At 71.0% G+C, this 22417-nt stretch carries 23 protein-coding genes; 8 read left to right on the forward strand and 15 right to left on the reverse strand.

From position 1 onward, the window contains the following. Window positions 1-4: 4 nt before the first annotated feature. Window positions 5-493: an FABP family protein gene (locus tag AB0L65_RS44050; protein WP_350733220.1), complete on the reverse strand. Its 489-nt coding sequence runs from the start codon at window positions 491-493 to the stop codon at window positions 5-7. Further along, entirely contained in the window at window positions 480-1091 is a 612-nt protein-coding gene (cyaB, locus tag AB0L65_RS44055; protein WP_364258871.1) for a class IV adenylate cyclase, read from the reverse strand. The genes AB0L65_RS44050 and cyaB overlap by 14 nt, the downstream gene beginning before the upstream one ends. A 335-nt stretch (window positions 1092-1426) precedes the next feature. On the opposite strand from cyaB, the gene AB0L65_RS44060 reads away from it, so the two are divergent. Beyond that, window positions 1427-1789 (forward strand): DsrE family protein, encoded by a 363-nt coding sequence (locus AB0L65_RS44060; protein WP_185070406.1) that lies wholly within the window; start codon window positions 1427-1429, stop codon window positions 1787-1789. 580 nt (window positions 1790-2369) lie between these two features. Here AB0L65_RS44060 and AB0L65_RS44065 read toward each other — a convergent pair. Both AB0L65_RS44065 and AB0L65_RS44070 read right to left on the reverse strand, forming a co-directional pair. Next, window positions 2370-2846 carry an SRPBCC family protein gene (locus AB0L65_RS44065; protein ID WP_364258874.1) on the reverse strand — a complete coding sequence of 159 codons (477 nt, stop codon included), beginning with the start codon at window positions 2844-2846 and terminating at the stop codon, window positions 2370-2372. A 2-nt stretch (window positions 2847-2848) separates the two neighbouring features. Continuing rightward, a complete protein-coding gene (locus tag AB0L65_RS44070) occupies window positions 2849-3676 on the reverse strand; it encodes a metalloregulator ArsR/SmtB family transcription factor (RefSeq protein WP_364258877.1) in 828 nt (275 codons plus the stop codon). Window positions 3677-4121: 445 nt separating this feature from the next. Here AB0L65_RS44070 and sigJ point away from each other — a divergent pair, with 445 nt between their 5' ends. After that, on the forward strand, window positions 4122-4994 hold the full coding sequence (gene sigJ, locus AB0L65_RS44075; RefSeq protein WP_364258880.1) for an RNA polymerase sigma factor SigJ: 873 nt from the start codon (window positions 4122-4124) through the stop codon (window positions 4992-4994). A gap of 94 nt (window positions 4995-5088) precedes the next feature. Next, window positions 5089-6276 (forward strand): FAD-dependent oxidoreductase, encoded by a 1188-nt coding sequence (locus AB0L65_RS44080; RefSeq protein ID WP_364258883.1) that lies wholly within the window; start codon window positions 5089-5091, stop codon window positions 6274-6276. Here AB0L65_RS44080 and AB0L65_RS44085 read toward each other — a convergent pair. Both AB0L65_RS44085 and AB0L65_RS44090 read right to left on the reverse strand, forming a co-directional pair. Continuing rightward, window positions 6228-6941: a glutamine amidotransferase gene (locus AB0L65_RS44085; protein WP_364258886.1), complete on the reverse strand. Its 714-nt coding sequence runs from the start codon at window positions 6939-6941 to the stop codon at window positions 6228-6230. The two genes, AB0L65_RS44080 and AB0L65_RS44085, sit on opposite strands and share 49 nt — an antisense overlap. Then, window positions 6931-8160, reverse strand: a complete 1230-nt coding sequence (locus AB0L65_RS44090; protein ID WP_364258889.1) for a MurT ligase domain-containing protein — start codon at window positions 8158-8160, stop codon at window positions 6931-6933. The genes AB0L65_RS44085 and AB0L65_RS44090 overlap by 11 nt, the downstream gene beginning before the upstream one ends. A gap of 159 nt (window positions 8161-8319) precedes the next feature. On the opposite strand from AB0L65_RS44090, the gene AB0L65_RS44095 reads away from it, so the two are divergent. Next, a complete protein-coding gene (locus tag AB0L65_RS44095) occupies window positions 8320-8754 on the forward strand; it encodes a YjdF family protein (RefSeq protein WP_364258892.1) in 435 nt (144 codons plus the stop codon). Between the two features lie 98 nt (window positions 8755-8852). Here the strand turns inward: AB0L65_RS44095 and AB0L65_RS44100 are convergent, their stop codons facing one another. Beyond that, entirely contained in the window at window positions 8853-11729 is a 2877-nt protein-coding gene (locus AB0L65_RS44100) for an ATP-binding protein (protein WP_364258895.1), read from the reverse strand. Window positions 11730-11896: 167 nt separating this feature from the next. After that, on the reverse strand, window positions 11897-13840 hold the full coding sequence (locus AB0L65_RS44105; RefSeq protein WP_364258898.1) for a hypothetical protein: 1944 nt from the start codon (window positions 13838-13840) through the stop codon (window positions 11897-11899). 170 nt (window positions 13841-14010) lie between these two features. Here AB0L65_RS44105 and AB0L65_RS44110 point away from each other — a divergent pair, with 170 nt between their 5' ends. Genes AB0L65_RS44110 through AB0L65_RS44120 form a run of 3 tightly spaced genes read left to right on the forward strand, consistent with a single transcriptional unit; the run spans window position 14011 to window position 16812 of the window. Continuing rightward, on the forward strand, window positions 14011-14679 hold the full coding sequence (locus tag AB0L65_RS44110) for a hypothetical protein (protein ID WP_364258901.1): 669 nt from the start codon (window positions 14011-14013) through the stop codon (window positions 14677-14679). Continuing rightward, a complete protein-coding gene (locus tag AB0L65_RS44115) occupies window positions 14676-15320 on the forward strand; it encodes a hypothetical protein (RefSeq protein ID WP_364258904.1) in 645 nt (214 codons plus the stop codon). Before AB0L65_RS44110 ends, AB0L65_RS44115 begins: the two co-directional genes overlap by 4 nt. Before the next feature lie 7 nt (window positions 15321-15327). After that, window positions 15328-16812, forward strand: coding sequence for a hypothetical protein (locus tag AB0L65_RS44120; protein ID WP_364258907.1), 1485 nt, complete (start codon window positions 15328-15330; stop codon window positions 16810-16812). A 36-nt stretch (window positions 16813-16848) separates the two neighbouring features. Here the strand turns inward: AB0L65_RS44120 and AB0L65_RS44125 are convergent, their stop codons facing one another. Then, window positions 16849-18096, reverse strand: a complete 1248-nt coding sequence (locus tag AB0L65_RS44125) for a hypothetical protein (protein WP_364258910.1) — start codon at window positions 18094-18096, stop codon at window positions 16849-16851. A gap of 215 nt (window positions 18097-18311) precedes the next feature. Here AB0L65_RS44125 and AB0L65_RS44130 point away from each other — a divergent pair, with 215 nt between their 5' ends. Then, the gene (locus tag AB0L65_RS44130) at window positions 18312-18860 is read left to right on the forward strand and encodes an XRE family transcriptional regulator (RefSeq protein WP_364258913.1); all 549 of its coding nucleotides are present in this window, start codon (window positions 18312-18314) and stop codon (window positions 18858-18860) included. Here the strand turns inward: AB0L65_RS44130 and AB0L65_RS44135 are convergent. The 6 genes from AB0L65_RS44135 to AB0L65_RS44160 all read right to left on the reverse strand — a co-directional run bounded on the left by AB0L65_RS44135 (window position 18857) and on the right by AB0L65_RS44160 (window position 22409). Continuing rightward, window positions 18857-19594 (reverse strand): methylated-DNA--[protein]-cysteine S-methyltransferase, encoded by a 738-nt coding sequence (locus AB0L65_RS44135; RefSeq protein ID WP_364258916.1) that lies wholly within the window; start codon window positions 19592-19594, stop codon window positions 18857-18859. The genes AB0L65_RS44130 and AB0L65_RS44135 overlap by 4 nt on opposite strands. Then, window positions 19591-20151: an RNA polymerase sigma factor gene (locus tag AB0L65_RS44140; RefSeq protein WP_364258919.1), complete on the reverse strand. Its 561-nt coding sequence runs from the start codon at window positions 20149-20151 to the stop codon at window positions 19591-19593. The genes AB0L65_RS44135 and AB0L65_RS44140 overlap by 4 nt, the downstream gene beginning before the upstream one ends. Window positions 20152-20236: 85 nt before the next feature. Further along, entirely contained in the window at window positions 20237-20539 is a 303-nt protein-coding gene (locus AB0L65_RS44145) for a DUF1416 domain-containing protein (protein ID WP_364258922.1), read from the reverse strand. Continuing rightward, on the reverse strand, window positions 20539-21378 hold the full coding sequence (locus tag AB0L65_RS44150) for a sulfurtransferase (protein WP_364258925.1): 840 nt from the start codon (window positions 21376-21378) through the stop codon (window positions 20539-20541). Before AB0L65_RS44150 ends, AB0L65_RS44145 begins: the two co-directional genes overlap by 1 nt. Continuing rightward, window positions 21375-21788 carry a DUF4395 domain-containing protein gene (locus AB0L65_RS44155; RefSeq protein ID WP_364258928.1) on the reverse strand — a complete coding sequence of 138 codons (414 nt, stop codon included), beginning with the start codon at window positions 21786-21788 and terminating at the stop codon, window positions 21375-21377. Before AB0L65_RS44155 ends, AB0L65_RS44150 begins: the two co-directional genes overlap by 4 nt. Before the next feature lie 171 nt (window positions 21789-21959). Further along, window positions 21960-22409 (reverse strand): thioredoxin family protein, encoded by a 450-nt coding sequence (locus tag AB0L65_RS44160; protein WP_364258931.1) that lies wholly within the window; start codon window positions 22407-22409, stop codon window positions 21960-21962. Window positions 22410-22417: the final 8 nt, after the last annotated feature.

A 22417-nucleotide genomic window follows, 5' to 3' on the forward strand; every position in this document is an offset into this window, starting at 1 on the left:
CGACTCAAGCTACCTTCTTCAGCTCCGCCGACATATGGTCCGTGAGCGGGTGACCCACGGCCGCCATCTCGTACGCCCACATCAGGTTGCCGTTGACCAACCCGTACAGCCGGTGCCCCGCCGTGTACTCCTTGGCGGTGCCGGTGCGGGCCACGACGTCCGTACGCAGCTCGATCTTGTGGAAGACGACCTCGCCGATGTAGATCTCGACGATCCCGGTCGGGTGGGCGAGCACCACCTCGATCTGCCTGTCGGGCTGCGGGCGCCAGTATCCCGATTCGGTGGCCAGCGGCTTGACCCGGTTGCCGTCCTGGTCGAGCAGCCAGGTGCGGCTCACGTAGCTCAGGAACGGCTTCCCGTTGTGCCCGAACTCGATCTCCTGCCCGAAGTTGAAGCTCTCGATCGTCGGGTAGCCGCCCACGCCGGCGCCTTCCCACCGGCCGAGCAGGAACGCGATGGGCTCCAGGGCGGGGTGCACCTCAGGTTCTTCCATGTTCCCCAAGCGTAGTGCTCCTGGCTCGCCGTACAGCCTCGGTGTACAGCTCGGTGGTGAGATCACCACGGCCGATGCCGACGTCCGCCATCACCTGCCTGATCACCCGCAATGCGCCGGGAACCGCGTCGGGCTCGACCACTGCCTCGATTTCGAGAAACGTACCGTCGAGTTCGGGAATGGTCACGAGCGTGGCCAGCAAAGAAAGCCCCGACTTCGAAATCCGGTAGTTCCTGCACCGCTTTTCATACCGGATCACTTCTTGCAACCCGAGTTTGCGCAGCACAGCCTCCATCGCCACCGGGTCCTCAACGCCGGTCTCGTACTCAGGCTTGGACCCGCTGACCGGATCGACGCTGGGATCCTTGAACGTGAGCAGGCTCACCGCGCCATCGTCCACCACCCTCACCCGGATCTCCCTCCCGTCGCGGGAGTACTGGAGATCGGGGGTGTCGTAGTAGACATCGCGGTAAACGTTGGCCGTCTCCGGCGCACGCTCCCGCAACGCGGCCCGTACGCCGACGGGATCCCGCACGACGGCCTTCAACTCGGCCTCGATCCACATGCTCCTCCTCCAGCCTCCCTCGTAGCAGCCCATGGAGCGGTGTCCTCCGGCGTCCCCTGCGGGAGCCTGTCGGGCGGTGTCCTCCGGCATCCCTTGCGAGAGCCTGTCAGGCGGCGCCCTTCGGCGGCCCCTGCAGAAGCCCATGGGGCGGTGTCCTCCGACATCCCTCGTAGCAGCCCGTGGGGCGGGGCCCTTCGGCGTCCCCTGCGGGAGCCTGTCGGGTGGCGTCCTTCGGCGTCCCTTGGGGGAGTCTGTTGGGCGGTGTCCTTCGCGGCGTCTCTTCGGTCAAGGTGAGGTCTTTCCTGCGCGGGCTTGTGTATTCAGTTGGAGTCCTTCGCCGGAAGTCGACGGGCGTTAGGGTGACGGGTATGGAACGATCACTGGTGATCAAGGTGACCGCCGGGGCAGATGCCCCTGAGCGGTGCAACCAGGCGTTCAATGTCGCGGCCGCCGCGCTCGCGAGTGGTGTGCCCGTTTCCCTGTGGCTGACCGGTGAGGCCTCGTGGTTCGCGCTGCCGGGCAGGGCCAAGGAGTTCAGCCTGCCGCACGCCGCGCCACTCACCGACCTCCTCGACGCCGTGCTGGCCGCGGGGCGCGTGACACTCTGCACCCAGTGTGCGGCCCGTAGGAACATCACCGTGGACGACCTCATCGACGGGGTCCGCATCGCGGGCGCGCCGGCGTTCGTCGAGGAAGTGGTCAGGGAAGGCGCCCAGGCGCTGGTCTACTGATCCTCCGGGTTGTAAGCCGCAGGTCACGCCTGAGGCTCATCCGTTGGCGTCCGAAAGACGAGGCGCGCGAAGACCAGGTGCCTGCCCGGAGTGCAGGGATATGCGTCGGCCCGGCACGCGTGACCGCGTGTGGCGGCCCGCGACCGTGCGCGACCGCGTGGCCGTGTGGTCGTATGTCATCCCGCGCGGCCGTGGGCGGTCGTGTGTGGCGCGCGGCCGTGCGTAGCCGTGTGGTGGCGCGCGGCGATGCGTAGCCGCGTGGCGGTGCGCGACCGTGCGTGGCCGTGGCGGGGCGCGACCGTGTGTGGCGCGCGGCCGCACATGGCCGTGTGGCGGTACGAGACCGTGTGACGGCCGTGCGTAGCCGTGTGGTGGCGCGCGGCGATGCGTAGCCGTGTGCCGGTGTGGCCGTGCGGCGGGGCGCGACCGGCGCGTGGCCGGGCATAGCCGTGCGTGGCCGTGTGGCGGCCCGTGGCGATGCATAGCCGTGTGGCGGGGCGCGACCGTGCGTAGCCGTGTGGCGGTGTGTGGCCGTGCACGACCGTGTAGCGGTGTGTGGCGGTGGTGGGGAGGGGGTGGGTTATAGGCCGTTGGGGTGGCGGTCGCGTACGGCGTTGAGTTCGATGTTCTGCTCCAGCAGTGCCTTCACCGCGCAAAGGACGATCGTGAAGCCGCCCGTCGAATCCGCCACGTGGGCGATGATCTCGTCGCCGGACCCGGTGAGCCCGCTCTCCGCCACCTCGACGAGAGTGGCGTCCTGTCCGTACGGGGTGAAGCGGAACTCGACGGTCAGCGGATGGTCGTCGTTCCATTGGAAGAGGATCCTGCTCCCCTCCTCCACCTCCTTGACCAGCACATTCGTGGAGATCCCGTACATCTCCCACGTCCACTGGAGCCGCGCACCCGGCGACATCCGGCCGGTGCTCTTGGTGAACCAGAACCTGGTGGTGACCTCCGGGTCCGCGAACGCCTCGAAGACCTCGGCGGGTGGCCTGCGGATGAGCATCGCGGTCTGTACGTCGGGGAGCTTGGTGAGTGTGAGCGTGTCAACGGCCATGGTCAGACTCCTTTCTCGTCCTGCGACTCCCGCCTGGCGGTCTCGGTGATGGGCGCCATCGTTTCGCCGGTTTCCAGCAGGGTCTTGAGGTTGGAGAGCAGTTCGGGCCAGCCTTGGCTGATCGACTCGCGTACGCCGCTGTCGGGCTCGAAGCCGCTGTGCACGATGGTCAGCTTGACCGTCTCCCCAGCCTGTTCGATGTCGAAGGTCACCTTGGACCTGGGCTCCGCGGTCACCCGGGCCAGTGCTTCGTCGCTCAGGCCGACGGCCTTGGCGAACTCCGGCGTGAAGGTGTGCCAGGAGTAGGCCAGGCGGCGGTGGGGGTCGGACTCGAGTACGACCTGCTCGGGGTCCTCGATGGTGACGCCGCCCAGCTTCCAGGCCATCGTCGAGCCCACCTTCCAGTCGGACTCGATCTCGACGCCCCAATAGCTGAGGGTGAAGGCGGGCTCGGTCAGGGCCTGCCAGAGCCGCTCCGGGGTGGTTTTGATGTATGTCGTGTAAACGAAGTCGTTGCTGGTCATGGGGCTCTCCAAAGCCGTCTTGAGGTCGGCGAGCGCGCCGGCTCGCCGCCGGTCGTACTGGTTGATCCAGCGATCGGCGATGGCGTTGATCGGCACGGCATTGAGGTAGTGCAGCTTCTCCCGGCCGCGCCACATCGTGGTCACCAGGTTGGCCTCCTCCAGCACGGCCAGGTGCTTGCTGACCGACTGCCTGGCCATGTCCAGGCCGGCGCACAGCTCGCGCAGGGTTTGCCCGTTGCGGGCGTTGAGGCTGTCGAGCAGCATGCGGCGACTGGGGTCGGCCAGCGCCTTGAACACCTCGTCCATTTAGCCCATCTACCGCCATCCAGGCCAGACATGCAGTCGATTGGCTGCATGTCTCGACCATAGGCAGCCGGATGACTGCATGTCAACCGGAGCTGATCGCGGCGTTGCTGGAGGCGGTGGAGTTCTGCGCGAAAAGCGGTATCGGTGGCCGACATCCGTGCGCCGGTATCGGTGGCCGATGGCGAAGTCGGCAAGGTGCGGGAGTCGTGGCGGGTATCGGTGGCCGATGGCGAGGGCGGCAAGGTGCGGGAGTCATGGCGGGCAACAGCTCCAACGCCCGTTGCGCGCCCGTCGGCTCTTGGCTTTCGGCCCGGCCGACATGGGCTCACCAACCATGCTCGGACACCGGCCCAGAACACGTCGATGCCGGACTGTCCTGACCCCGCCGTTCCGGCGGGCAGAGCGGGTTTGCCTAGGATCGGGAGTCGATCGAGGAGGCAAGAGGGTGGAGACGACCGGCGCGTTGGCGGAGGCCGAGTGGGAAGCGCATCGCTCCGCGGTCTTCGGGGCGGCCTACCGGATCCTCGGCACCGTGACGGAGGCCGAGGACGTGACGCAGGAGGTCTGGTTGCGCGCCGTCGCCGCCGACCTGTCCGAGGTGCGGGATCTGCGGGCCTGGCTGGTGACCGTGGCCGCCCGGACGTCCTACAACGTGCTGCGGTCGGCCCGCGTCCGCCGCGAGTCCTACGTCGGCCCCTGGCTGCCCGAACCCCTGCTGACCGGGCCCGACGCCGCCGCCCAGGTGCTCATGGACGAGTCGGTGAGCACCGCGATGCTGGTGGTCATGGAGACGCTCACCCCCGCCGAACGCGTCGCGCTGGTGCTGCACGACGTCTTCGACTTCCCGTTCGCCCGGATCGCCGAGGTGCTCGACAGCACGCCCGCCGCCGGCCGCAAGCTCGCCTCACGCGCGCGGGCGCGGGTCGCCGCGGTCCAGGAGCGGCCCCGGGCGTCCAGGGCCGAGACCGAACGGCTGCTCAGGGCGTTCAAGGCGGCCGCCGACGCGGGTGACCTGGCCGGGCTCGTCGAGCTGCTGCACCCCGAGGCCGTATACGTCGCCGACGGCGGCGGCGAGGTGACCGCGGCGCGCAGGCCGGTCCGGGGCGCGGCGCGGATCGCCCTGCTGGCGGTCAGGGTGATCGAGCTCAGGCGGCCCGACGCGTTCCAGGTCATCGAGGTGAACGGGCGCCCGGCCCTGGCGACCTACCACGGCGGCAAGCTGGTCTGGCTCGACACCGTGGAGATCGCCGACGGGCGGATCACGACGTTCAGGCGGCTGGTCAATCCGGACAAGCTCGCCCGCCTCGGTCACATCTGATCCCGCCGTCTTGTCTCCCTGCCGACCGGCCCCCGATCCCCGGGGGCCAGGCGCCCCTGATCCCCCGGGGGCGAGGCGGAGAGAGGACGGGACAGTGGCGCACGTTGTGATCATCGGAGGCGGTTTCGCGGGCGTGTGGAGCGCGGCGGGAGCGGCGCTGGCGCGCGGAGCGGCGGACCTGCGCATCACGCTCGTCTCGCCGAACGAGCACCTGGTGCTACGACCACGCCTGTACGAGCCGGAGCCGGACCTGGCCAAGGTGGAGCTCGGCAGGGTCCTCGGGCCGGTCGGCGTCGAGCACCTGCGGGCCTCGGTGAGCACGATCGACACCGGCCGCCGCGTGGTGGTGGCCGACGGCCGGGAGATCGGCTACGACCGCCTGGTGCTGGCGGCCGGCAGCAAGCTCGTCCGGCCCGAGGGCCTGCCCGGCGCCGAACGGCTCTTCGACATCGACACCCTGGACGGGGCCCGGCGGCTCGCCGACCACCTGCGCGACCGCGAGAACTACCGCGCCGTGGTCGTCGGGGCGGGGTTCGTGGGCCTGGAGGCCGCGACCGAGCTGGCCGCCCGGGGCCGGGTGCTGCTGGTGGACCGCTCACAGGTGGTCGGGCACCAGCTCGGCCCGGGCCCGCGCGAGGAGATCGAGACGGCGCTGGACAAGCTGGGCGTCGAACGCCGCCTCGGGACGACGGTGACGGAGATCGGCGACGGGTACGCCGTCCTGTCCGACGGCACCAGGATCGAGGCGGACGCGGTGGTCTGGGCGGCCGGGATGAGGGCCAGCGAGCTCACCCGGCAGATCTCCGACGAGCTCGACCGCCTCGGCCGCGTGCCGGTGGACCGGCACCTGCGCGCCCTTCCCGAGGTGTTCGCCGCCGGGGACACGGCCGCCGCGGCGTTCGACGCCGAGCACACGGTCATGCAGGCCTGCCAGCACGCCACCCCGCTCGGCAAGGTCGCCGGGTACAACGCGGCGGCCGACCTGCTCGGCGTGCCGCTGCGCGACTTCACCCCCGGCCCGTACGTCACCTGCCTGGACCTGGGCGGCGCCGGCGGGATCTTCACCCGGGGCTGGGACCGGAGGGTGATGGCCTCAGGCGCCGACGGCAAGGAGATCAAGACGCGGATCAACCAGGCAATCCACCCGCCGGTCGACGACGCCGCGAAGATCCTCGCCGCCGCCGACCACGTCTACCTGGAGTTGCCCTTCTTCCCTCCCGACGAGGAGACCGGTCAGCCGGGCAGGACGGCGGCCAGGCGTTCCTGGCGCAGGGCCTCGTAGCGGGAGTTGTCGAGAGGTGCCAGGTCGCCCACCCGCCACGACAGCAGCAGGTCGGCCAGGGCCGGGTTGCGGGCCAGGGCGGGCCCGTGGAGGTAGGTGCCCACCACGTGGCCCGCGTAGCAGCCCTCGAAGCCGTCTCCGTTGCCCACCCCGACGAGGGTCCGGGACAGGGGCTTGACGCCGGGGCCCAGATGGGTGATGCCCATGTGGTTCTCGAAGCCGGTCAGGGTGGGGAGGTTGAGCGCGGCGTCCACCTCGGCGGCCAGCTCGCCGACCGCTCGGGCGGGACCGCGGGAGCTGGCGATGTCCAGCAGCCCGATCCCGTCCACCGGCTGGCCCTCCTCGCCCCCGAACGTGCTGCCCATGATCTGGTATCCGGCGCACACCGCCAGCAGGGCGGCGCCGCGGGCGACGGCGCGGTGGAGGCCGCCGTCGCGGCGCAGGCGTTCGGCGGCCAGGATCTGGGGGCGGTCCTCGCCGCCGCCGATGAGGTAGATGTCGCCCGAATCCGGCACCGGGTCCGCCGAACGCACGTGGATCGTCTCGGTCGTAATCCCCCGGCGGTTCGCGCGCTGCTCCAGGACGAGCGCGTTGCCCTGGTCACCGTACGTGCTCAGCAGGTCAGGATAGATCCAGACGATGCGAAGGGCGCTGTCAGTCGGCACGGCCGAACTCCGTTCGGATCTGCTGGAAGGCGGTGTAGTTGGCGATGACGTCGACCCGGCCGGGAGGCTGCATGGCCAGCGCCTCCGTGAACGAGCCGCACAGCGTGAAGGGCACGTCCGCCACGTCGAGCCGGAGCGCCAGGTCGAGGCGGCGCTCGCCCGTCACGAAGACGGGGCGCCCGCGCAGGATGCGGTAGTCGACGTCCCACAGCCAGGAGGTGTCGCGCCCGTCGGGGCCGTTCGCGTTGACCGAGAGGATGATCGGCAGCTGCGGGTCGGACACGTCGAACGCCTCCAGCCACCCCGCCGGGTTCTTCGCCAGCAGCAGCCGCGCGTGGCGGCCGTCGCGCTCGACCGTGGTGTAGCGGCCGGCCACCGAGGTGACCTGGCGCAGCCGCGGCAGCGCCCGCTCCACCGGCACCCCGAACGCCTCGGCCACCGCCAGCGCCATCACCGCGTTGGACCGGTTGGCCAGGCCGGGCAGCTGGATGTCGAGCTGCCACCGCTGCCCGCGCGGATCGACGGCCACCTCGTCGTCGATCGCCCACTGCGGCTCCGGCCGGTGGAACGTGCACTCCTTGCACGCCCAGTCGGCGTCCTTACGGTCCAGCGGGCCACCGCACTCGGGGCAGCACCAGGAGTCTTCCTTCCACCGCTGACCGCCGGAGACCCAGGTGACCTTCGCCGCCGTGGAGGCGCCCCAGGTCACGAGCGGGTCGTCGCAGTTGGCGATGACGTGGGTGGGCTTGCCGGACAGCGCCCTGCGCCACTTCTGCGCGAGCAGCCAGATCTCGGCGGCGCGGTCCATCTGGTCGCGGCTGAGGTTCATCAGGCACACGACGCCCGCGCCGGTGGTGTCGAGGACCTCCGGCAGGTATTTCTCGTCCACCTCGAGCACCCCGTACGGGGCGGCCTTGTTCTGGGAGAGCGCCGAGACGTGGCCGGCGGGCATGTTGGCGCCCAGCGCGTTGGTGGCGACGTCGCCGAGCTCGAGAAGCGCCGAGGTGATCAGCCGCGTGGTGGTGGTCTTGCCGTTGGTGGCGCTGACCAGGGCCAGCTTGCGGTCGCGGGCCAGCTTGCGCAGGAGGTCGGGCTCAAGCAGCAGGCCCACTCGCCCGCCGATCACCGACCCGTCCCCGCGCCCGGTCATCTTGGACAGCGTCGCGGCACTGCGGCCCAGGGCGCTGGCGAGCTGGGCCCGCAGAGGAAGCTGGGTCATGCCCAAGGATCCTAGTCGGCATTGGCCGATAGTCTGGAGAAGCACACGAAAACGCGGCCCGGTCGGTAGCCCGGGCGAAGCTTCACCGTATCCGCCCTTCCATGGGATGTCCGGTGTGCCGGAAGCGGCCTCGACAGGCCGTCATTTCGGCATACGCGCATGGAGGGCGACGTGGTGACGATGTCGGTCTATCTGGACGGGCCGTTATGGGTCGGCGTACTCGAGATCGTCGAGGACGGCACGGTCCGGGCGACCCGTTTCACGCTCGGGTCCGAGCCCACCGATCCGGAGTTGTACGAGTTCCTGCGGCGGCACGGCGTCGCGCTGCTCGAACGGGCGGCCGCCGCACCTCCCGTCCCTTCGGAGGGACGAGAGGCCAAGCGGGTCAACCCCAAGCGGGCCGCGAAACTGTCGGCCCGGGCGGCGGCCGGGGTGTCCCGCCGGAGCACGGCCTCCCAGGAGGCGCTGCGGCTGGAGCTGGAGAGCCGGAAGACGGAGGCGGCGGACGACCGGCGGGCCCGGCGGCGGGAGGCGGCGGAGCACCGGCGGGAGGTGGCCCGCCGCAAGCGCCTCGAACGCCGCCGCGACCGCTGAGACTCGCCACCGTCATCGCCGAGACCCGCCGCCGCGACCGCTGAGGGCCTCCACCGTCATCGCCGAGACCCGCCGCCGCGACCGCTGAGCCCCGGAGGTCAGGACGGGGAGGGGGCGGCGTCGGCGAAGGCGATCTCCGGGGCGCCGCCGTGGTCGAACGGCAGGACGAAACGTCGCGGCCACGACAGCACGCCCTCCAGCCACCCCGCCCCCATCGTCTGCCCCACGTGCCGCAGCCGCGCCGACGACTCGATCCCGATCGCCACCGTCGTGATGTCCCGCTGCACCCCCTCGTTCTCGTCGTCCCCCAGGATGACCCGCCAGGCCAGCGCCCGGTTCCGGTCCACCTCCATCGACAGCGGGTGGTGCCGCAGCGCCTTGGCGCGGTGCCCGAGCAGCTCGGTGTGCACGAGGTCGGGGTTGGCGCCGTTGCCGTTCGAGGGCTGGCGGAAGAGGGCGTACTCCATAGGCGGCGCCGGGCTGCGCAGGTTGGGGGCCGCGTGGCCGTGCGGGAAGAGCCTGTCCACCTCGTGCAGCCACCGGACCTGCGGGATCACCCACGAGGCGCCCGGCCGGTCCCCGCCCCCGTCGAGCCCGGCGAGCAGCCGCGTGGCGGTCTCGGCGGCCTTCTCGGTGAGCAGGGCGGGGTCGAACCAGCTGCGCAGCGACCAGGCGCGCCGCTGCACCGAGCGTTCGATCAGGGTCGCCAGCAGGCACTCGCCGCGCCGCGCCGGCAGCTCGCCCCAGGCGGCGCCCAGGGCTCGCGGAACGCCGGGCAGCGGCCGGTTGCTGACGAAGGCGAGCACGACCGTGTCGCACCAGATGCGCAGCCAGGCCCACTCGGGGGCGTCGGCGAGCACGTCGGCCTCGCGCAGCTCCACCAGCGTGCACGCCTGCCCGGTGCGGCAGGACGCGCCGCACGCCGCGGACCGGCGGCCGCGGATGGGCGGCGGCGGGCCGGGCAGCACCTTCTCGCGGGACTCCCCCAGCGGCACCCGGACCCGCAGCGGCCGGTCCATCCCGTCGGCGAAGACCGCGGCCGAGCCCGGCTGCAGGGAGACCACGTGGCGGGACTGCTCGTCGCTGAGGTTCATGGCGGCGCCGACGAGCTTCCTGTCGTCCTCCGCCGGGAGCCGGTGCACGACCTTCAGCGCGGTGTTCTTGACGACGTCGGAGACCAGCTTGGTCGGGATCTGCTCCGCCACCACGATGCCCTCGCCGTACGCGCGGATCTCCGCCAGCAGCCCTGCCAGCAGTTCCACCGCGTGCGTGGAGGCCCGGCCGTGGCCGCGGTCGCGCAGCAGCCGGTGCGCCTCCTCGATCACGATGACGTGGCGCAGCTCGTGGGACTTCTCCCGGCGGGCCCGCATCCGCAGGTGCTCGACGATCCGGATGATCAGCGTGCCCATGAGGAACGCCTTGTCCTCGTCGTTGGCCACGTCCTCGATCGCCAGCACGACGTCCCGCTCCAGCAGGCCGCCGATGTCGGCGGGGTGGCCGCCCTCGAAGAAGCGCCCCGCCGAGCCGACCCGCAGGGACCGGAGCCGGAGCGAGATGAACCCCTCCACATCGGCCTGGACCTCGCGGCCGTAGCCGATCTCCTTGATCACGTCCATGGCGTGCTGCTGGAGCTGTTCGAGGGTGGGGATGCTGGGCGGGACGTTCGAGCCCGGCACGGCGCCGCCGGTGACGACGTCCCAGCCGGTGGCCTCGTAGACGCGCTGCAGCGCCAGCGACATGATCTGCGGGAACGGCTCCTCGGCGTCGAACGCCGCCATGAACAGCGCCCTGACCATGTCGATGTGGGCCTGGACGGGGTAGCCGGGCTCGGGTTCGAGCGGGTTGATGCTGAACGGCACGCCGTCCGGGGCCGACGGGTTGATGACGGTGACCGGGTCGTCGAGGCGCCCGGCCATGGCGGCGTACTCGGACTTGGCGGGCTCGATGGCCAGCCACGGGATGCGGGCCCGGCTGAGCTGCTCCAGCAGGTGGCGCACCGTCTGCGACTTGCCCGAGCCGGTGGCCCCGGTGACGAACGCGTGCCGGTTGAGCGTGGCCAGCGGCACCCGGAACGTCCCGACCCCCCTGTCCTGCCCGTCGAGGATCTCGCCCAGCTCCAGCTCGCCGCCGTCGGCCTCGGACGTCACGTCGAAGAAGCCCGACTCGAGCACGCGAACCCCCGGGACCTCCCGCCTGGGCAGCCCGGCCAGCGCCGCGAGCGCTCCGGCGGTGGCGGCGAACGGGGCGGCGGCGCCGTCCGTCGGGTCCTGCATGGTGATGGCGAGGGCCTCCGACAGGCCGTAGGCGGCGCCGTGCGAGCTGCGCAGCCGGTACGGGTGATGGCTCATCTCGACCGACCCGACCAGCACGGGAGCGATCTGCCGCAGCTCCTCGGCGGTGGCGCCCCCGGCCAGCACGCGAACGTTCCAGAGCCCCGCCTCCCTGAAGGCGTCCAGCTCCTGCATGCGCCGCTCGGCCCGCTCGGCGTCGAAGCGGGAACGCTCGGAGGCGTCCCCGTACTGCCTGAGCACGTTGAGCTGGGTACGCAGGTGCGCCACCTCGGCGTCGAGCAGGTCGGTCGGCTCGGCCACCACCAGCCAGGCGAAGGGCCGCGACATGAGCGTCACCAGCGTCGACTCGAACAACGTCGGCCGCCTGAGCTCGTCCGGGTCGAACTCGCGACCCTTGTTCCCCAGCGGCGGCGCCTGGCGGCCCGGGCACGGCGTCCACACCAGGTCCGCCAGGTCGGCGAGATACTCCTCGTCGAGCTGGACCCCGCGCGCCCCACCCGGGAACAGCAACGGCTGCGGCCCGCTCGGGCGGCCGGGCGCGTCGGTGGACCTGCGCGGCTGGCGCGGCGGCGACAACGGCCCGGCGTTGGTGATGAGCTCGAGCGGCGCGCCGGATCCCCGCGACAGCCACCCGATGACGAACGGCCGGTCGCGTTGCGCCGCCGACAGCACCGCGGGCAGCACGGTGACGAAATCCCACTCCGCCGACGAGCTTCGCGAAGGCGCTGCGATCGACTGGATTCGATACCAGGGCCCATTCAGCGACACACTCGGCTGCATTTCATTCCCCCACAGACGGTTCTTTGTTAAATTCCGCCAACCGTCAGCTCGTCACGTTGACATTGACCATGTCATTGCCTGCCCTTGCGCCAGTCCAGGCGTGGCGGTGGTGGCCCGAGGTTCGGTGGGGGTTCGCCGTCGGTGCCCTGTGCCTGGGGGTCGAGCGCGAGCACGGCCTCGCGTACGTCCTCCAGCTCGCCGAGCGTGGTCTTGGGGAAGGTCAGGATGGCGGGGTTCGCGTCGGCGAGGCGTACGCGCCTGCCCTGGGCCGTGGCGTCGGTGACGATCACGGAGGTCGTGGGGAGCTGCTGGAGCTGGTGCGGCTCGACGAGGAACTCGCGCGAGCGCTGCAGCACCCGCTCCTTCTCGGAGATCTTGTCGGCGGTCCTGCCCCACTCGGTGGACTCGGTGATGTCGCCGGCCAGATCCGCGAGGTTCTCGTCGCGGTCCTCCGCGCCGTCGTCGTCCATCTGGGAGATTGTGGAGGTGTAGCCGCCGTCGAGGCCGGGCAGCGAGTCGCTGATCGTCTCGGTGAGCTGGGCCAGCTCCAGCCGGTGCTCGGTGCCGACGTGCTCGCTGGCGACGCGCGCGTCCTCGGCGTTGCCCAGCCGCATGAACGCGACCGCCGCGTGCCCCCTGCCGAGCCGCTCCCGCACCGTTGGGGTCAAAGACCGATAAGTCAGGACCAGTCCGGTACGGGAGGTCTCGCAGGCGTCCATCAGCCGGTCGAGCACGTCGCCCCTGAGCTTGTCCGCGCCCGCCACGATGATCGTGTGGTACCAGGGCCGGTCCGAGGCCGGCGACTGGCGCAGGATGTGGGTGAGCGCGGTGGCCACGTACGTGCCGAGCACCCGGTTGCCGAAGGCGCCCGCCTGCCGGTCCATGCTCACCACCCGCAGCCGCGCCGGCGGCAGCCGTACGGCCTCCGTGCCGAGCGTCTCCAGCTTGCGCAGCTGCGACTCCAGCGCCCAGGCCCGCTCGATCACCACCCGCTCGCTCACCCCGCGCCCGAACAGCGTGCCGATGCGCTCCAGCTGGGTGGCCGTGATCAGCCCGAACCTCAGGTCGTCGCGCGGGTCGCCCACCTGCGCGAGCGCCCGCAGCGCGGCCGTGACCTGGCTGATCGTGGCGTTCTCGCCGAGCACCTCGAGCACCCGCTCCAGGATCGCGTTGTCGAAGCTGAGGTCGCGCGTGGTGCGGTGCTCCTCGCTCACGCTCACCACGTGCGCCAGCACGTCCGCGAACGCCTCCGGCTTGAGCGTGGCCCCCAGGTCGAGCTTGGGCAGATCGACCGGCAGCACCCAGACCAGCGGGTCGTCGCCGCCCTTGCGGGCCAGCTCGATCAGGTCCTTGGCGATCGCGCCCTCGGACAGGTCGAGCACGGTCAGGTGGCCGCCGCTGTAGAGCCGCGTGGCGCCGAGCAGCGTGATCAGCGCCGACCAGCCGGGGAGTGTGCCACCCGCCACGTCGATGCGGTCGATCTCGTCCGGCACGGCGACCGCGTACCACGAGAGCTGCCTGTCGTGGCGTTCCTTGGAGTCCTGCCACTCGCGGTATCGCTGGGCGTGCTCCTCCTGGGCGCGGAACAGCTCCTTGTCACGTTCCTCGCGCCGGCGCTCGTTCCTGGCCTGCTGCTCCAGCACGCGGTACTTCACCGCCCGGTCGCCCTGCAACAGCGCGTAACTGCAGATGCCCGCCACGCCTCCGGCGGCGGTGAGCCCGGCGATCGCGAACGGCCACGCGAGGTAGCCCGCGATCCCGGCGGCCAGGATGAGCACGGCCAGCACCAGCATGAACGTCCGGACGAGCCGCACGGGCTTGTTGAGCATGTCCTCCTGGAGCCGCTCGCGGCGCAGCAGGTCCGGGTCGACGGGGCCGGGCGGGTCGGCGGGCTCCTCGAGCGGAGAGGGGCGCTTGGGCGGCGGGCCAGGGTCGGAGTGCAGCAGGATGTACTGCCAGCCCAGGTAGATGCGGTCCGCCTGGAGCTGGGCATGCTCGGGATGCACGTCCGTCACGTGACCCTCCGGCCGCCGATATGTCGTTAGGAGTAAGGGCCAACCCTTTCCGCTCCGTGACAGCGTATGAGCTTCGAGGCCCGTAGCGGCAGGGTTTCTCGGCAATTCTCCCAGTCCGATGGGAGTATTGCGGCAGATGGGACAAGCGAGACCTACTACCATCCTTACCCATGACGGAACCCTCCGGCGCAAGCAGTGACAAGCCCAGACGCCCGGTAGTGGTGCCCGCCCTTGCCCTGGTGGCTTTCACCGCCATCGGCATCACCGCCCTCCTGGGCGGACTGAGCGAGGCCGCTGAGGAGCCCGAGGCGCTGGGCGCGGGCGCGGTGCTCGATCAGGGCCTGTACGCCACCAAGTTCGTCGAGTCGCGCGTGACGGTGCAGAAGGCCGAGTCGCAGTGGGACGAGGACAAGCGGTTCGTGGAGCTGGTCTTCGAGGTCACCAACAAGGGCGACAAGACCTACCAGGTCGGCCTGCCCCCGGCGAAGCTGGAACAGGCCTTCACGAGCGACTCCTTCGCCGGCTCCCTGGTGAAGATCTCCCCCGCCTTCCCCAAGGACGCGGGGCCGTTCACGTTCGCCCAGGCCAAGGGAGGCGAGACCGGCCAGCTCCACCCGGGGGTGACCAGCCAGGTCATCCTCCGCTACCGGCTCAAGGACAACGAGCAGCCGCCGGAGAAGATCACGATGGACGTCGCGTCGTTCGAGTACGAGCCCGGCTTCAACAGCAACGTCCCGCGCTGGCAGATGGTCTCCAACGAGGACCTCGACACCATGAAGTTCTATCCCGAGATCAAGGCGCGGGTGACTCTTGCGGTCAAGAAGGGTGACGCAACGTGACCGCCACGCAGCAAAGATCAACTGTCACGCCCGGTCGCCGCGGCAGGAGGGCGGGCCGCGGGCCGGGGATCGGCACCCGGCTGCTCAGCGGCGTCGTCGGGCTGGTGCTGCTGGGCGGCGCCGCCTGGCTGCAGACCCTGCACATGGCCGAGGGTGAGATCACCGACCCGATCACGTACACGGGCGCCAAGGGCCAGGTGGTGGACGCCCGGCGGTTCTCCCTGCGGCTCGACTCGTTCACGGCCGCGAAGTCGATCCAGAGCGGCAGCAAGACGATCGGGACCGACAACCTCTTCCTCGTCGTCAACGTCACGGCCAAGTCCAGCCTCAAGCCCTATCACCTGGAGCAGCCGGAGCTGCTGACCGCCGACGGGAAGAGGTTCGACGCCACCGACCGGGTCAGCAACGACCTCACGATGGCCATGTCATGGGTGCAGCCGGACATCTGGAAGAGCGGGCGGTTCTTCTTCGAGGTGCCGTCGTCCGAGCTGGCGGGGGCGCATGTCGTGTTCGGGCTGAACAAGGGGTTCGTGGTGGAGCCGTACCAGCCGGAGGTCGAGGTGGATCTCGGCCTGGACGACGAGGGCGCGCGCAAGCTCGCGGCCTCGCCTCAGGACGTCTACTCGACCGACAAGAAGTGATCTCAGGATGAGCACGAACGAGCGCGACTGGTTCTCGCCCAGGAACGACCCGCGGCGCGAGGACGATCCGGCCCCGCCCCCGCCCCCGCCCAGCCAGGAGCCACCGCCGGGGCTCGGCAACCACTCCGGCGGCGGCGCACCGCCGCCCGGCCAGGGACGGCGTTCCGGGCACGACCCGCGCCTCGATCAGGACCTGCTCGGCGAGGAGACGGCGCCGGTCCCCCGGGTGCCGTCCGCGGGCGACCTGCCCGGCCGGGGCGGCCGTGGAACGCCGCCGCCGGGCTACGGCGCGCCGGAGGGACGGCCGAGCGGGCCGCAGGAGGCGATGGGCTGGCCTGAAGCGCCTCGGGAGGCGATGGGCCGACCCAACCCGCCGCAGGAGGCGCTGGAGTGGCCCAGCGCGCCACAGGGCCCCACGCACCCCCAAGGCCCCGTCCAAGGCCCCTCGCACGCCCGGCCTCCGGCGGACGCCCAAGGCCCCTCGCAGGGCCTCTCGTACGGCCAGGGCCCGGCGCACGGTCAGAGCCCCGCCCATGGGGAAGGCCCGGCACACGCGCGAGGCCCGGCGCACGGCCAGGGACCGGCGCACGCGCAAGGTCCCGCACACGCGCAGGGCCCGGCGCGGAGGCCGGGGCTGCCGCCTCGCCCCACCCCGCAGCAGCCCCGCGCCCGGCACGCCGCGCAGCCCGACCAGCAGGTGTGGCCCCCGGCCCCCCGAGAGCCCGCAGGCGGCTCCACACAGCCTCTGCCGGCCGTCCCGGCCGCCCTGCCCGTGTCGCCGCAGCAGGGCCCCGGCACGCCCCTCCCGCGTCGGCAGAGCCCCGATCCGGAACCCGCGGCCCACCAGGTGTCCGCACCTGAGCCGTCGCCTGACGCCCCGCAGGAGGCCCCGCCCGGGTCGCGGCGGGCCGCCGCCCCGGGAGGCCGCAGGAAGCGCACGGTGCTGGTCGCCGTGGCCGCCGTCGTCGTGTCGCTGGTCACCATGGGCGCCCAGTCGTACGACGGCTACCTCTTCTACGAGAAGACCACCACGAAGGAGACCAAGGAGACCGTCGTCTCCGCCGGCCAGGCGGCCAAGGTGAAGAACATCGAGTGGCGGGCCACGGTCACCCGCATCGAAATGCCCGACAACCTCCCGTACGGCCCCGAGGTGACCGCGCTGAGGGTGGACATCACCAAGAAGATCCTCGACGCGGGCAGCGTCACCAAGACCGGCCTGTTCACCGATGCCAAGCTGGAGGACCGCGCCGGCCGCAGCTGGGTCGTGAGCGTCGATCCGCAGAGCGACCGGCCGACGGACCGGCTGGAGGTCGGCAAGGAGTACAAGATCCTGGCCGCGGCGGTGGTGCCGACCGCGGTGGCGGACGAGGTCGAGCTGTCCTTCAGGCCGAGCAACTACCGTTCGGACACGCCCACGGCGGACCTCTTCAAGCGGGACACCGTGGCCAACCTCGAGGGCGACGTCGACCTCCTGCGGTTCAGGCGGCGCTGAGCGGTCGCGGCCGGCGACCGCCCGGGGGTCGCCGGCTCAGACGTCGTCGAACGGCTCGCCCCTGAGCCGTGCTCTGGTGGCCGCGAGGTCGTACGTGGCCGCCAGCAGCGCCATCGTGAGCACGGCCACGACCGTCTCGCGCACGAAGCTCAGCGGCGGCCCCTGGAACTGCCACACCCACTCCCGCTCGGTGCCGATGACCCACCGCAGCCCCCGCTCGGCGTACTCCCCGCCGACCAGCAGGCCCACGTAGCACAGGCACATCATGCCGAACAGCGGGAGGCCGGCCTTGACCACCATCCGCAGGGAGTTGGCCAGCGGCAGCCAGCGGTCCCTGATCCCGCCGGTGAGCTGGTCGAACGACTTCTGGGTGAGGTCGTGGGTGCCCTCCAGCCGGTCCACGCCCCGCTCCAGGCGGGTGCCCTTGACCAGGGCGCGGGTCTCGTCGGAGTACGAGCCGAAGACGAGCATCGCCACGGTGAGCCAGGCCAGCGGGACGGCCACGGCGTCGAGGAAGAACGGCCAGGCGTCGCCGAGGAAGCCGGTGACGGTCTCCCACAGCGGCACGTTCTTCTGCGCCTCGGCCCAGAGCTCCTCCGTGCCGGCCACCACGTTGCGGTGCTCGACCCAGTCGGTGCGCGCGGTGCCGATGTAGAGGGTGGCGTTCAGGCCGTAGAAGACGAAGGCGAACTCCGAGAAGGCCGCGCAGAAGCCATAGAACTTGCCGTTGCCCTCGGTCTTCTCCAGGAGCTTGGCGAAGAGCAGCTTCAGCCCGAACATGACGGCCATCGCCCCCAGCGACACCCGCCAGTCGAGGTCCGTGAGTCCCCGGCCGACCTGGGACTGCTCCCCGAAGAAGGACGCCGACGTCTGGTCGTAGATGTGGTGGAACAGGTCCATCTGGTAGACGTCCCTGGCGTCCTCCGTCTGGAACCCCCACGCCAGGTAGAGCACGGCGAAGGCCGGGGCCACCCGGTCGAGCACCCGGAAGAAGCGCTCGTCCTGCATGCCCTCCTCGGTCTTCGCGCGCATCTCCCACAGGGCGTTGCGCAGCGAGTACAGCATGCCGGCGGTGACCGTCATCACCGACAGAATGATCAACGTGAGCAGCGTCATCACGAGGACCAGGCGAACCTGCCGGAAGTCGCCGTAGGCGACCTCGGTGGCGGCGTAGAGCAGGACGAAGCGGGTCAGCTGACCGGCGGCGTACCAGAGGATCAGCGGCAGGGCACATTTCCCCGCCAGCCGTAGGGCGTGCAGGGGCAGCGAATACGGCGACGGCATCCCCTGAGCCGGCGTAGGCCCAGGTCGGGGAGGTGCCGCCACACCTGTCGAACCGGACATCTGCAGAATCGTATCGGTCTGTCACACATGTCGCAGCAGCAACCCCGGAAAGCGCGATGCTCCGCATGCCAGTTCGGGTGTGGTCCCTGGGCAGTGACAAAAGAATTATCGGCGGGGAAATGGCGGTCCCGCAGCGGGGCGCGTGCCATTGCTCTATGGAGCCACGGCCCGCACTCGACGCCGATCCCCACGTCGTGGGAGATCGCCTCCGGCGGCTGCGGCACGAGCGCGGCGTGTCTCTGTCGGAGCTCGCCAAGCGCGCGGGCATCGACAGGGAGACCCTGTCGGACGTCGAGACCGGCAAGGTCGACGCGACGGCGGAGACGCTCTGGGCGATCACCGCGCAGCTCGGGGTGCCGATCGGGGCGATACTCGACGCGCCGCGCGAGCCGCAGATCATGCGGGGCAGGGCGATGGAGGCGGAGCTGCTGGAGGTGTTCGAGGACGACCGGATCACGTACGAGCTCTACCGGGTGACCGTCCCGCCGGGCCTCACCCAGACCTCACCCGCCCACCACGAGGGCGTGAGCGAGCACGTCACGGTCTTCACGGGCACGCTCAGCGCGGGCCCCATGCGCGAACCGCTCACCGCCGGGCCGGGCGACCACATCTCGTGGATCTCCGACGTGCCGCACGGCTACCGCGCGCACGGCCCCGACGTCGTACGCGCCACGCTCCTCATGCGCTACCCGATCAAGCCTTAGGCACTGGCGGGCCGGCACGTGCGGCACGGCCGGTAGCCGGCGGCCCTGGCCTGGGCGATGGTGCGGAAGCCGTGCCGGTGCCGCGGCGTGATGCGCCGGGCGTTGTGGCAGGTCGGGAAGCACACCACGCCCGTGGTGTCGCTGGCCAGGTAGAACACCCGGTCCCCCGCCAGCTCCCGCACCCGCTCCAGGTCGGCGCCCTCGGCCAGCAGCAGCCGTTCCTTGGCCGCCGGGCCGAACACGTAGTCCCCCGCGACGCCGTCCGACCGGGTGACGCGGTGGCACGGGATGAGCAGCGGCACGGGGTTGCGGCCGAGCGCCGTGCCCACCGCGCGCACCGCCCTGGGCCGGCCGATCCGCTCCGCGATCCACGAGTACGGCCTGACCTCGCCGCGCGGGATCGTACGGACCGTCTCCAGCACGTCGCGCTGGAAGTCGCTCACCTCGCGCAGGTCCAGCCGCAGCCGGCCCAGGCGCCCCGTGCGCAGCGCGGGCAGCAGCCCGGCGGGCGGGCGTTCGGCGGGCAGCAGCGGGCGGGCGAAGCGCCCTCTGAACGCCTCGGCGAACCCGTCGCCAGGGCGCACGTAGGCCACGCCCTGGTCGGTGAACGCGACCCGCAGCTCCCCGATCGGGCTCGGGACGCGTACCCAGCGGGCCGCGATCCGGTCGAGCAGTCCCTCGGGCGCGTCGGCGGCCAGCGCCGACAGCCCGGCCAGCAGTGGATCGTGGGTCATCGGGCACCTCCCAGTGCGCGCAGCCGCCGCAGTCCCCGCGACACGTGCGACTTGACCGTGCCCTGGGGGATCCTGAGCACGGTGGCGATCTCGCTGACCGGCAGGTCGACGACGTGCCTGAGCACCACCGCGACCCGCTGCTCCTCGGGCAGCAGGCCGAGGAGCCCGGCCAGCTCGTCGCCGGTCTCGCGGCGCACCGCGGCCTCCTCGACGTCCTGACCGGGGTCGACTTCCTCGATCGGGTGGTCCCGCAGCTCCGGTGGCGGCTTGCGGGACCTGGTCCTGGCGCAGTTGCGCCAGACGTTCATCAGGATCGTCATCAGCCACGCCCTCGGCTGGAGCGTGGCGATGCGGTCGCGCTCATATCCGGCCAGCGCCCTGTACGCACGCAGGAACGCCTCCGCGGTGAGATCCTCGGCGTCGGCCCAACGTCCGCTCAGCCGCAGCGCGGTCGAGAAGACCAGGCCGCGGTAGGCGCCGTACAGCTCGGCGAACCCCTCGTCGAGGTCGTCGAGCAGCGCCTTGCGCACCGGGTCGGGACAGTCGGTTTCTCTCACGTTGGTACAACACCGGCGCGCCCGGATCCGTTGCACCGAAAAGACCCGCGTCCGGTCCGGACGCGGGTCTTTTACCTCAGCAGCCTCAGACGGCGACCGCGAGCGAGGAGACCTCGCCCAGCTTCGCCTCGACCTTGATGTCCCTGGTGACGCCGCCGCCCGCGATGATGCGGACGGTCCAGTCGCCGGGGGCGGCGAAGAAGCGGAAGACGCCCTCGTCGGACACCACGACTTCGCCGGTGAACTCGCCGGAGTCGTCGAGCAGACGCGCGTACGCCGTGCCGGCGCCGGTCACCACGCCCTGGATCACGGCCTGGGTGGACAGGTCGATCCCGGCGGGCAGAGTGATCGTCTGCTCCGGCGCTCCGCAACCCTGTGCAGCAGTCATCAGCGGGCCTCCCCCAGCTCGATCGGCACGCCCACGAGCGAGCCGTACTCGGTCCACGAACCGTCGTAGTTCTTCACGTTGTCCTGCTCGAGCAGCTCGTGCAGCACGAACCAGGTGTGCGCCGAACGCTCGCCGATGCGGCAGTAGGCGATGGTGTCCTTGCCGAAGTCGACCCCGGCCTCGCCGTAGAGCGTGCGCAGGTCGTCGTCGGACTTGAACGTGCCGTCGTCGTTGGCGGCCTTGGACCACGGGATGTTGCGGGCAGTGGGCACGTGGCCGGCGCGCTGCGCCTGCTCCTGCGGGAGGTGCGCGGGAGCGAGCAGCTTGCCGGTGAACTCGTCGGGCGAGCGCACGTCGACCAGGTTGAGCTTGCTGATGGCGGCGACCACGTCGTCGCGGAAGGCGCGGATCTTGGTGTCCTGCTCCTGCGCCACGTACTGCGTCTTGGCCCGCTCCGGCACGTCCCGAACCAGCTCGCGGGAGTCGAGCTCCCACTTCTTGCGCCCGCCGTCGAGCAGCTTCACGTTCGAGTGGCCGTAGAGCTTGAAGTACCAGTACGCGTAGGCGGCGAACCAGTTGTTGTTGCCGCCGTAGAGCACGACGGTGTCATCGTTGGAGATGCCGCGGTCGGACAGCAGGGCCTCGAAACCGGTCTTGTCCACGAAGTCGCGGCGCACCGGGTCCTGCAGGTCCTGCCGCCAGTCGACCTTCACGGCGCCACGGATGTGGCCCTTGTCGTAAGCGCTGACGTCTTCGTCGACCTCGACGAGGACGACTCCGGGGGCGTCGAGGTTGGCCTCGACCCAGTCGGCGTCCACCAGGGCGGCGGAGCGGCTCATTTGGAAACCTCCATTTTGGCGGCGGGCAGTAGACGGCGAATGAGCAGGTACATTTCGCAGCCAAGGCAGAATCCGAAGGCTGCGTTGAGGAAGGCGGCGAGGAGAGCCGCCGCCGTGGCCGCGAGGGCCAGCGGCGTGATCCCGGTGAGATATCCGACCAGGCCCGCGATCGCGAAGACCAACCCCACCGCCTGCGCGAACCGCGGCGGGCGGGCGTCCTCGGTCTCCTTCGGGGCGCTCTTGACGAGCGCCTTGAAGAGCATCGTGTACGGCGAGCGCGCCACGACTCCGAGTGCGAAGACCATCGCCTGGACGGCGAGAAGCCAGGCACTCCCCGTCACCAGGACGAGGGCGAGGACCAGGGTGGTGATGGCCGCGCCGAAGCGCAGCGCTCTAGGATCGGCACGCATCGCGGGATGCTCCTGAAGGGTCGACGGGGCGGACCGGATGTCCGCGGGATCGTCCTCAGGCAGCGCGACAGAGCGCGGTGGTCACGCGGCAGAAATCAACCGCGCGCCGCTTCGTCAGCAGCTCTGTCGTTGGGTACATGCCGAAGACACTACTCGGCGTCTCGTCATCTGTCACATCTCGTCCGGTTGGTGAGACGATTCGTGAGACGACGACGGCGACACGGCCGCGGCGAGGGCCGCCAGGACGTCCGCCTTGCGGGGCTGGCCGGCGGCCCTTTTCACGATCTTTCCGCTGGTGTCGAGCACCAGGACCGTCGGGGTGCGCATGATGTCCAGCCGCCGTACGAGGTCGAGCCGGGACTCGGCGTCGATCTCGACGTGGGTCACCCCCGGCACGATCCCGCTGACGTCGGCCAGGATCCTTCTGGTCGCCCGGCACGGCTGGCAGAACGCGGTGGAGAACTGCACCAGTGTCGCCCGCTCGCCCAGACCGGCGCCGAGGTCGGCCTCGGACAGCCGGTCACCACCCGTGTCACGCACCCGTCCGTCGCGGCGCAGGCGAACCACCCCGATCACAGAGCCGAGCGCCAGAGTCGCCAGCGCCACCCACCAACCAGTCATCTCCCGAT

The organism is Nonomuraea sp. NPDC052116, from assembly GCF_040680035.1.
In the GTDB taxonomy this organism is placed as follows: domain Bacteria; phylum Actinomycetota; class Actinomycetes; order Streptosporangiales; family Streptosporangiaceae; genus Nonomuraea; species Nonomuraea angiospora_A.

Coding starts and splice junctions, on each gene's coding strand:
- AB0L65_RS44050 (WP_350733220.1), bottom strand. CDS start 493: ATGGAAGAACCTGAGGTGCACCCCGCCCTGGAGCCCATCGCGTTCCTG.
- cyaB (WP_364258871.1), bottom strand. CDS start 1,091: ATGGGCTGCTACGAGGGAGGCTGGAGGAGGAGCATGTGGATCGAGGCC.
- AB0L65_RS44060 (WP_185070406.1), top strand. CDS start 1,427: ATGGAACGATCACTGGTGATCAAGGTGACCGCCGGGGCAGATGCCCCT.
- AB0L65_RS44065 (WP_364258874.1), bottom strand. CDS start 2,846: ATGGCCGTTGACACGCTCACACTCACCAAGCTCCCCGACGTACAGACC.
- AB0L65_RS44070 (WP_364258877.1), bottom strand. CDS start 3,676: ATGGACGAGGTGTTCAAGGCGCTGGCCGACCCCAGTCGCCGCATGCTG.
- AB0L65_RS44090 (WP_364258889.1), bottom strand. CDS start 8,160: ATGACCCAGCTTCCTCTGCGGGCCCAGCTCGCCAGCGCCCTGGGCCGC.
- AB0L65_RS44095 (WP_364258892.1), top strand. CDS start 8,320: ATGGAGGGCGACGTGGTGACGATGTCGGTCTATCTGGACGGGCCGTTA.
- AB0L65_RS44110 (WP_364258901.1), top strand. CDS start 14,011: ATGACGGAACCCTCCGGCGCAAGCAGTGACAAGCCCAGACGCCCGGTA.
- AB0L65_RS44120 (WP_364258907.1), top strand. CDS start 15,328: ATGAGCACGAACGAGCGCGACTGGTTCTCGCCCAGGAACGACCCGCGG.
- AB0L65_RS44125 (WP_364258910.1), bottom strand. CDS start 18,096: ATGCCGTCGCCGTATTCGCTGCCCCTGCACGCCCTACGGCTGGCGGGG.
- AB0L65_RS44130 (WP_364258913.1), top strand. CDS start 18,312: ATGGAGCCACGGCCCGCACTCGACGCCGATCCCCACGTCGTGGGAGAT.
- AB0L65_RS44135 (WP_364258916.1), bottom strand. CDS start 19,594: ATGACCCACGATCCACTGCTGGCCGGGCTGTCGGCGCTGGCCGCCGAC.
- AB0L65_RS44145 (WP_364258922.1), bottom strand. CDS start 20,539: ATGACTGCTGCACAGGGTTGCGGAGCGCCGGAGCAGACGATCACTCTG.
- AB0L65_RS44150 (WP_364258925.1), bottom strand. CDS start 21,378: ATGAGCCGCTCCGCCGCCCTGGTGGACGCCGACTGGGTCGAGGCCAAC.
- AB0L65_RS44155 (WP_364258928.1), bottom strand. CDS start 21,788: ATGCGTGCCGATCCTAGAGCGCTGCGCTTCGGCGCGGCCATCACCACC.
- AB0L65_RS44160 (WP_364258931.1), bottom strand. CDS start 22,409: ATGACTGGTTGGTGGGTGGCGCTGGCGACTCTGGCGCTCGGCTCTGTG.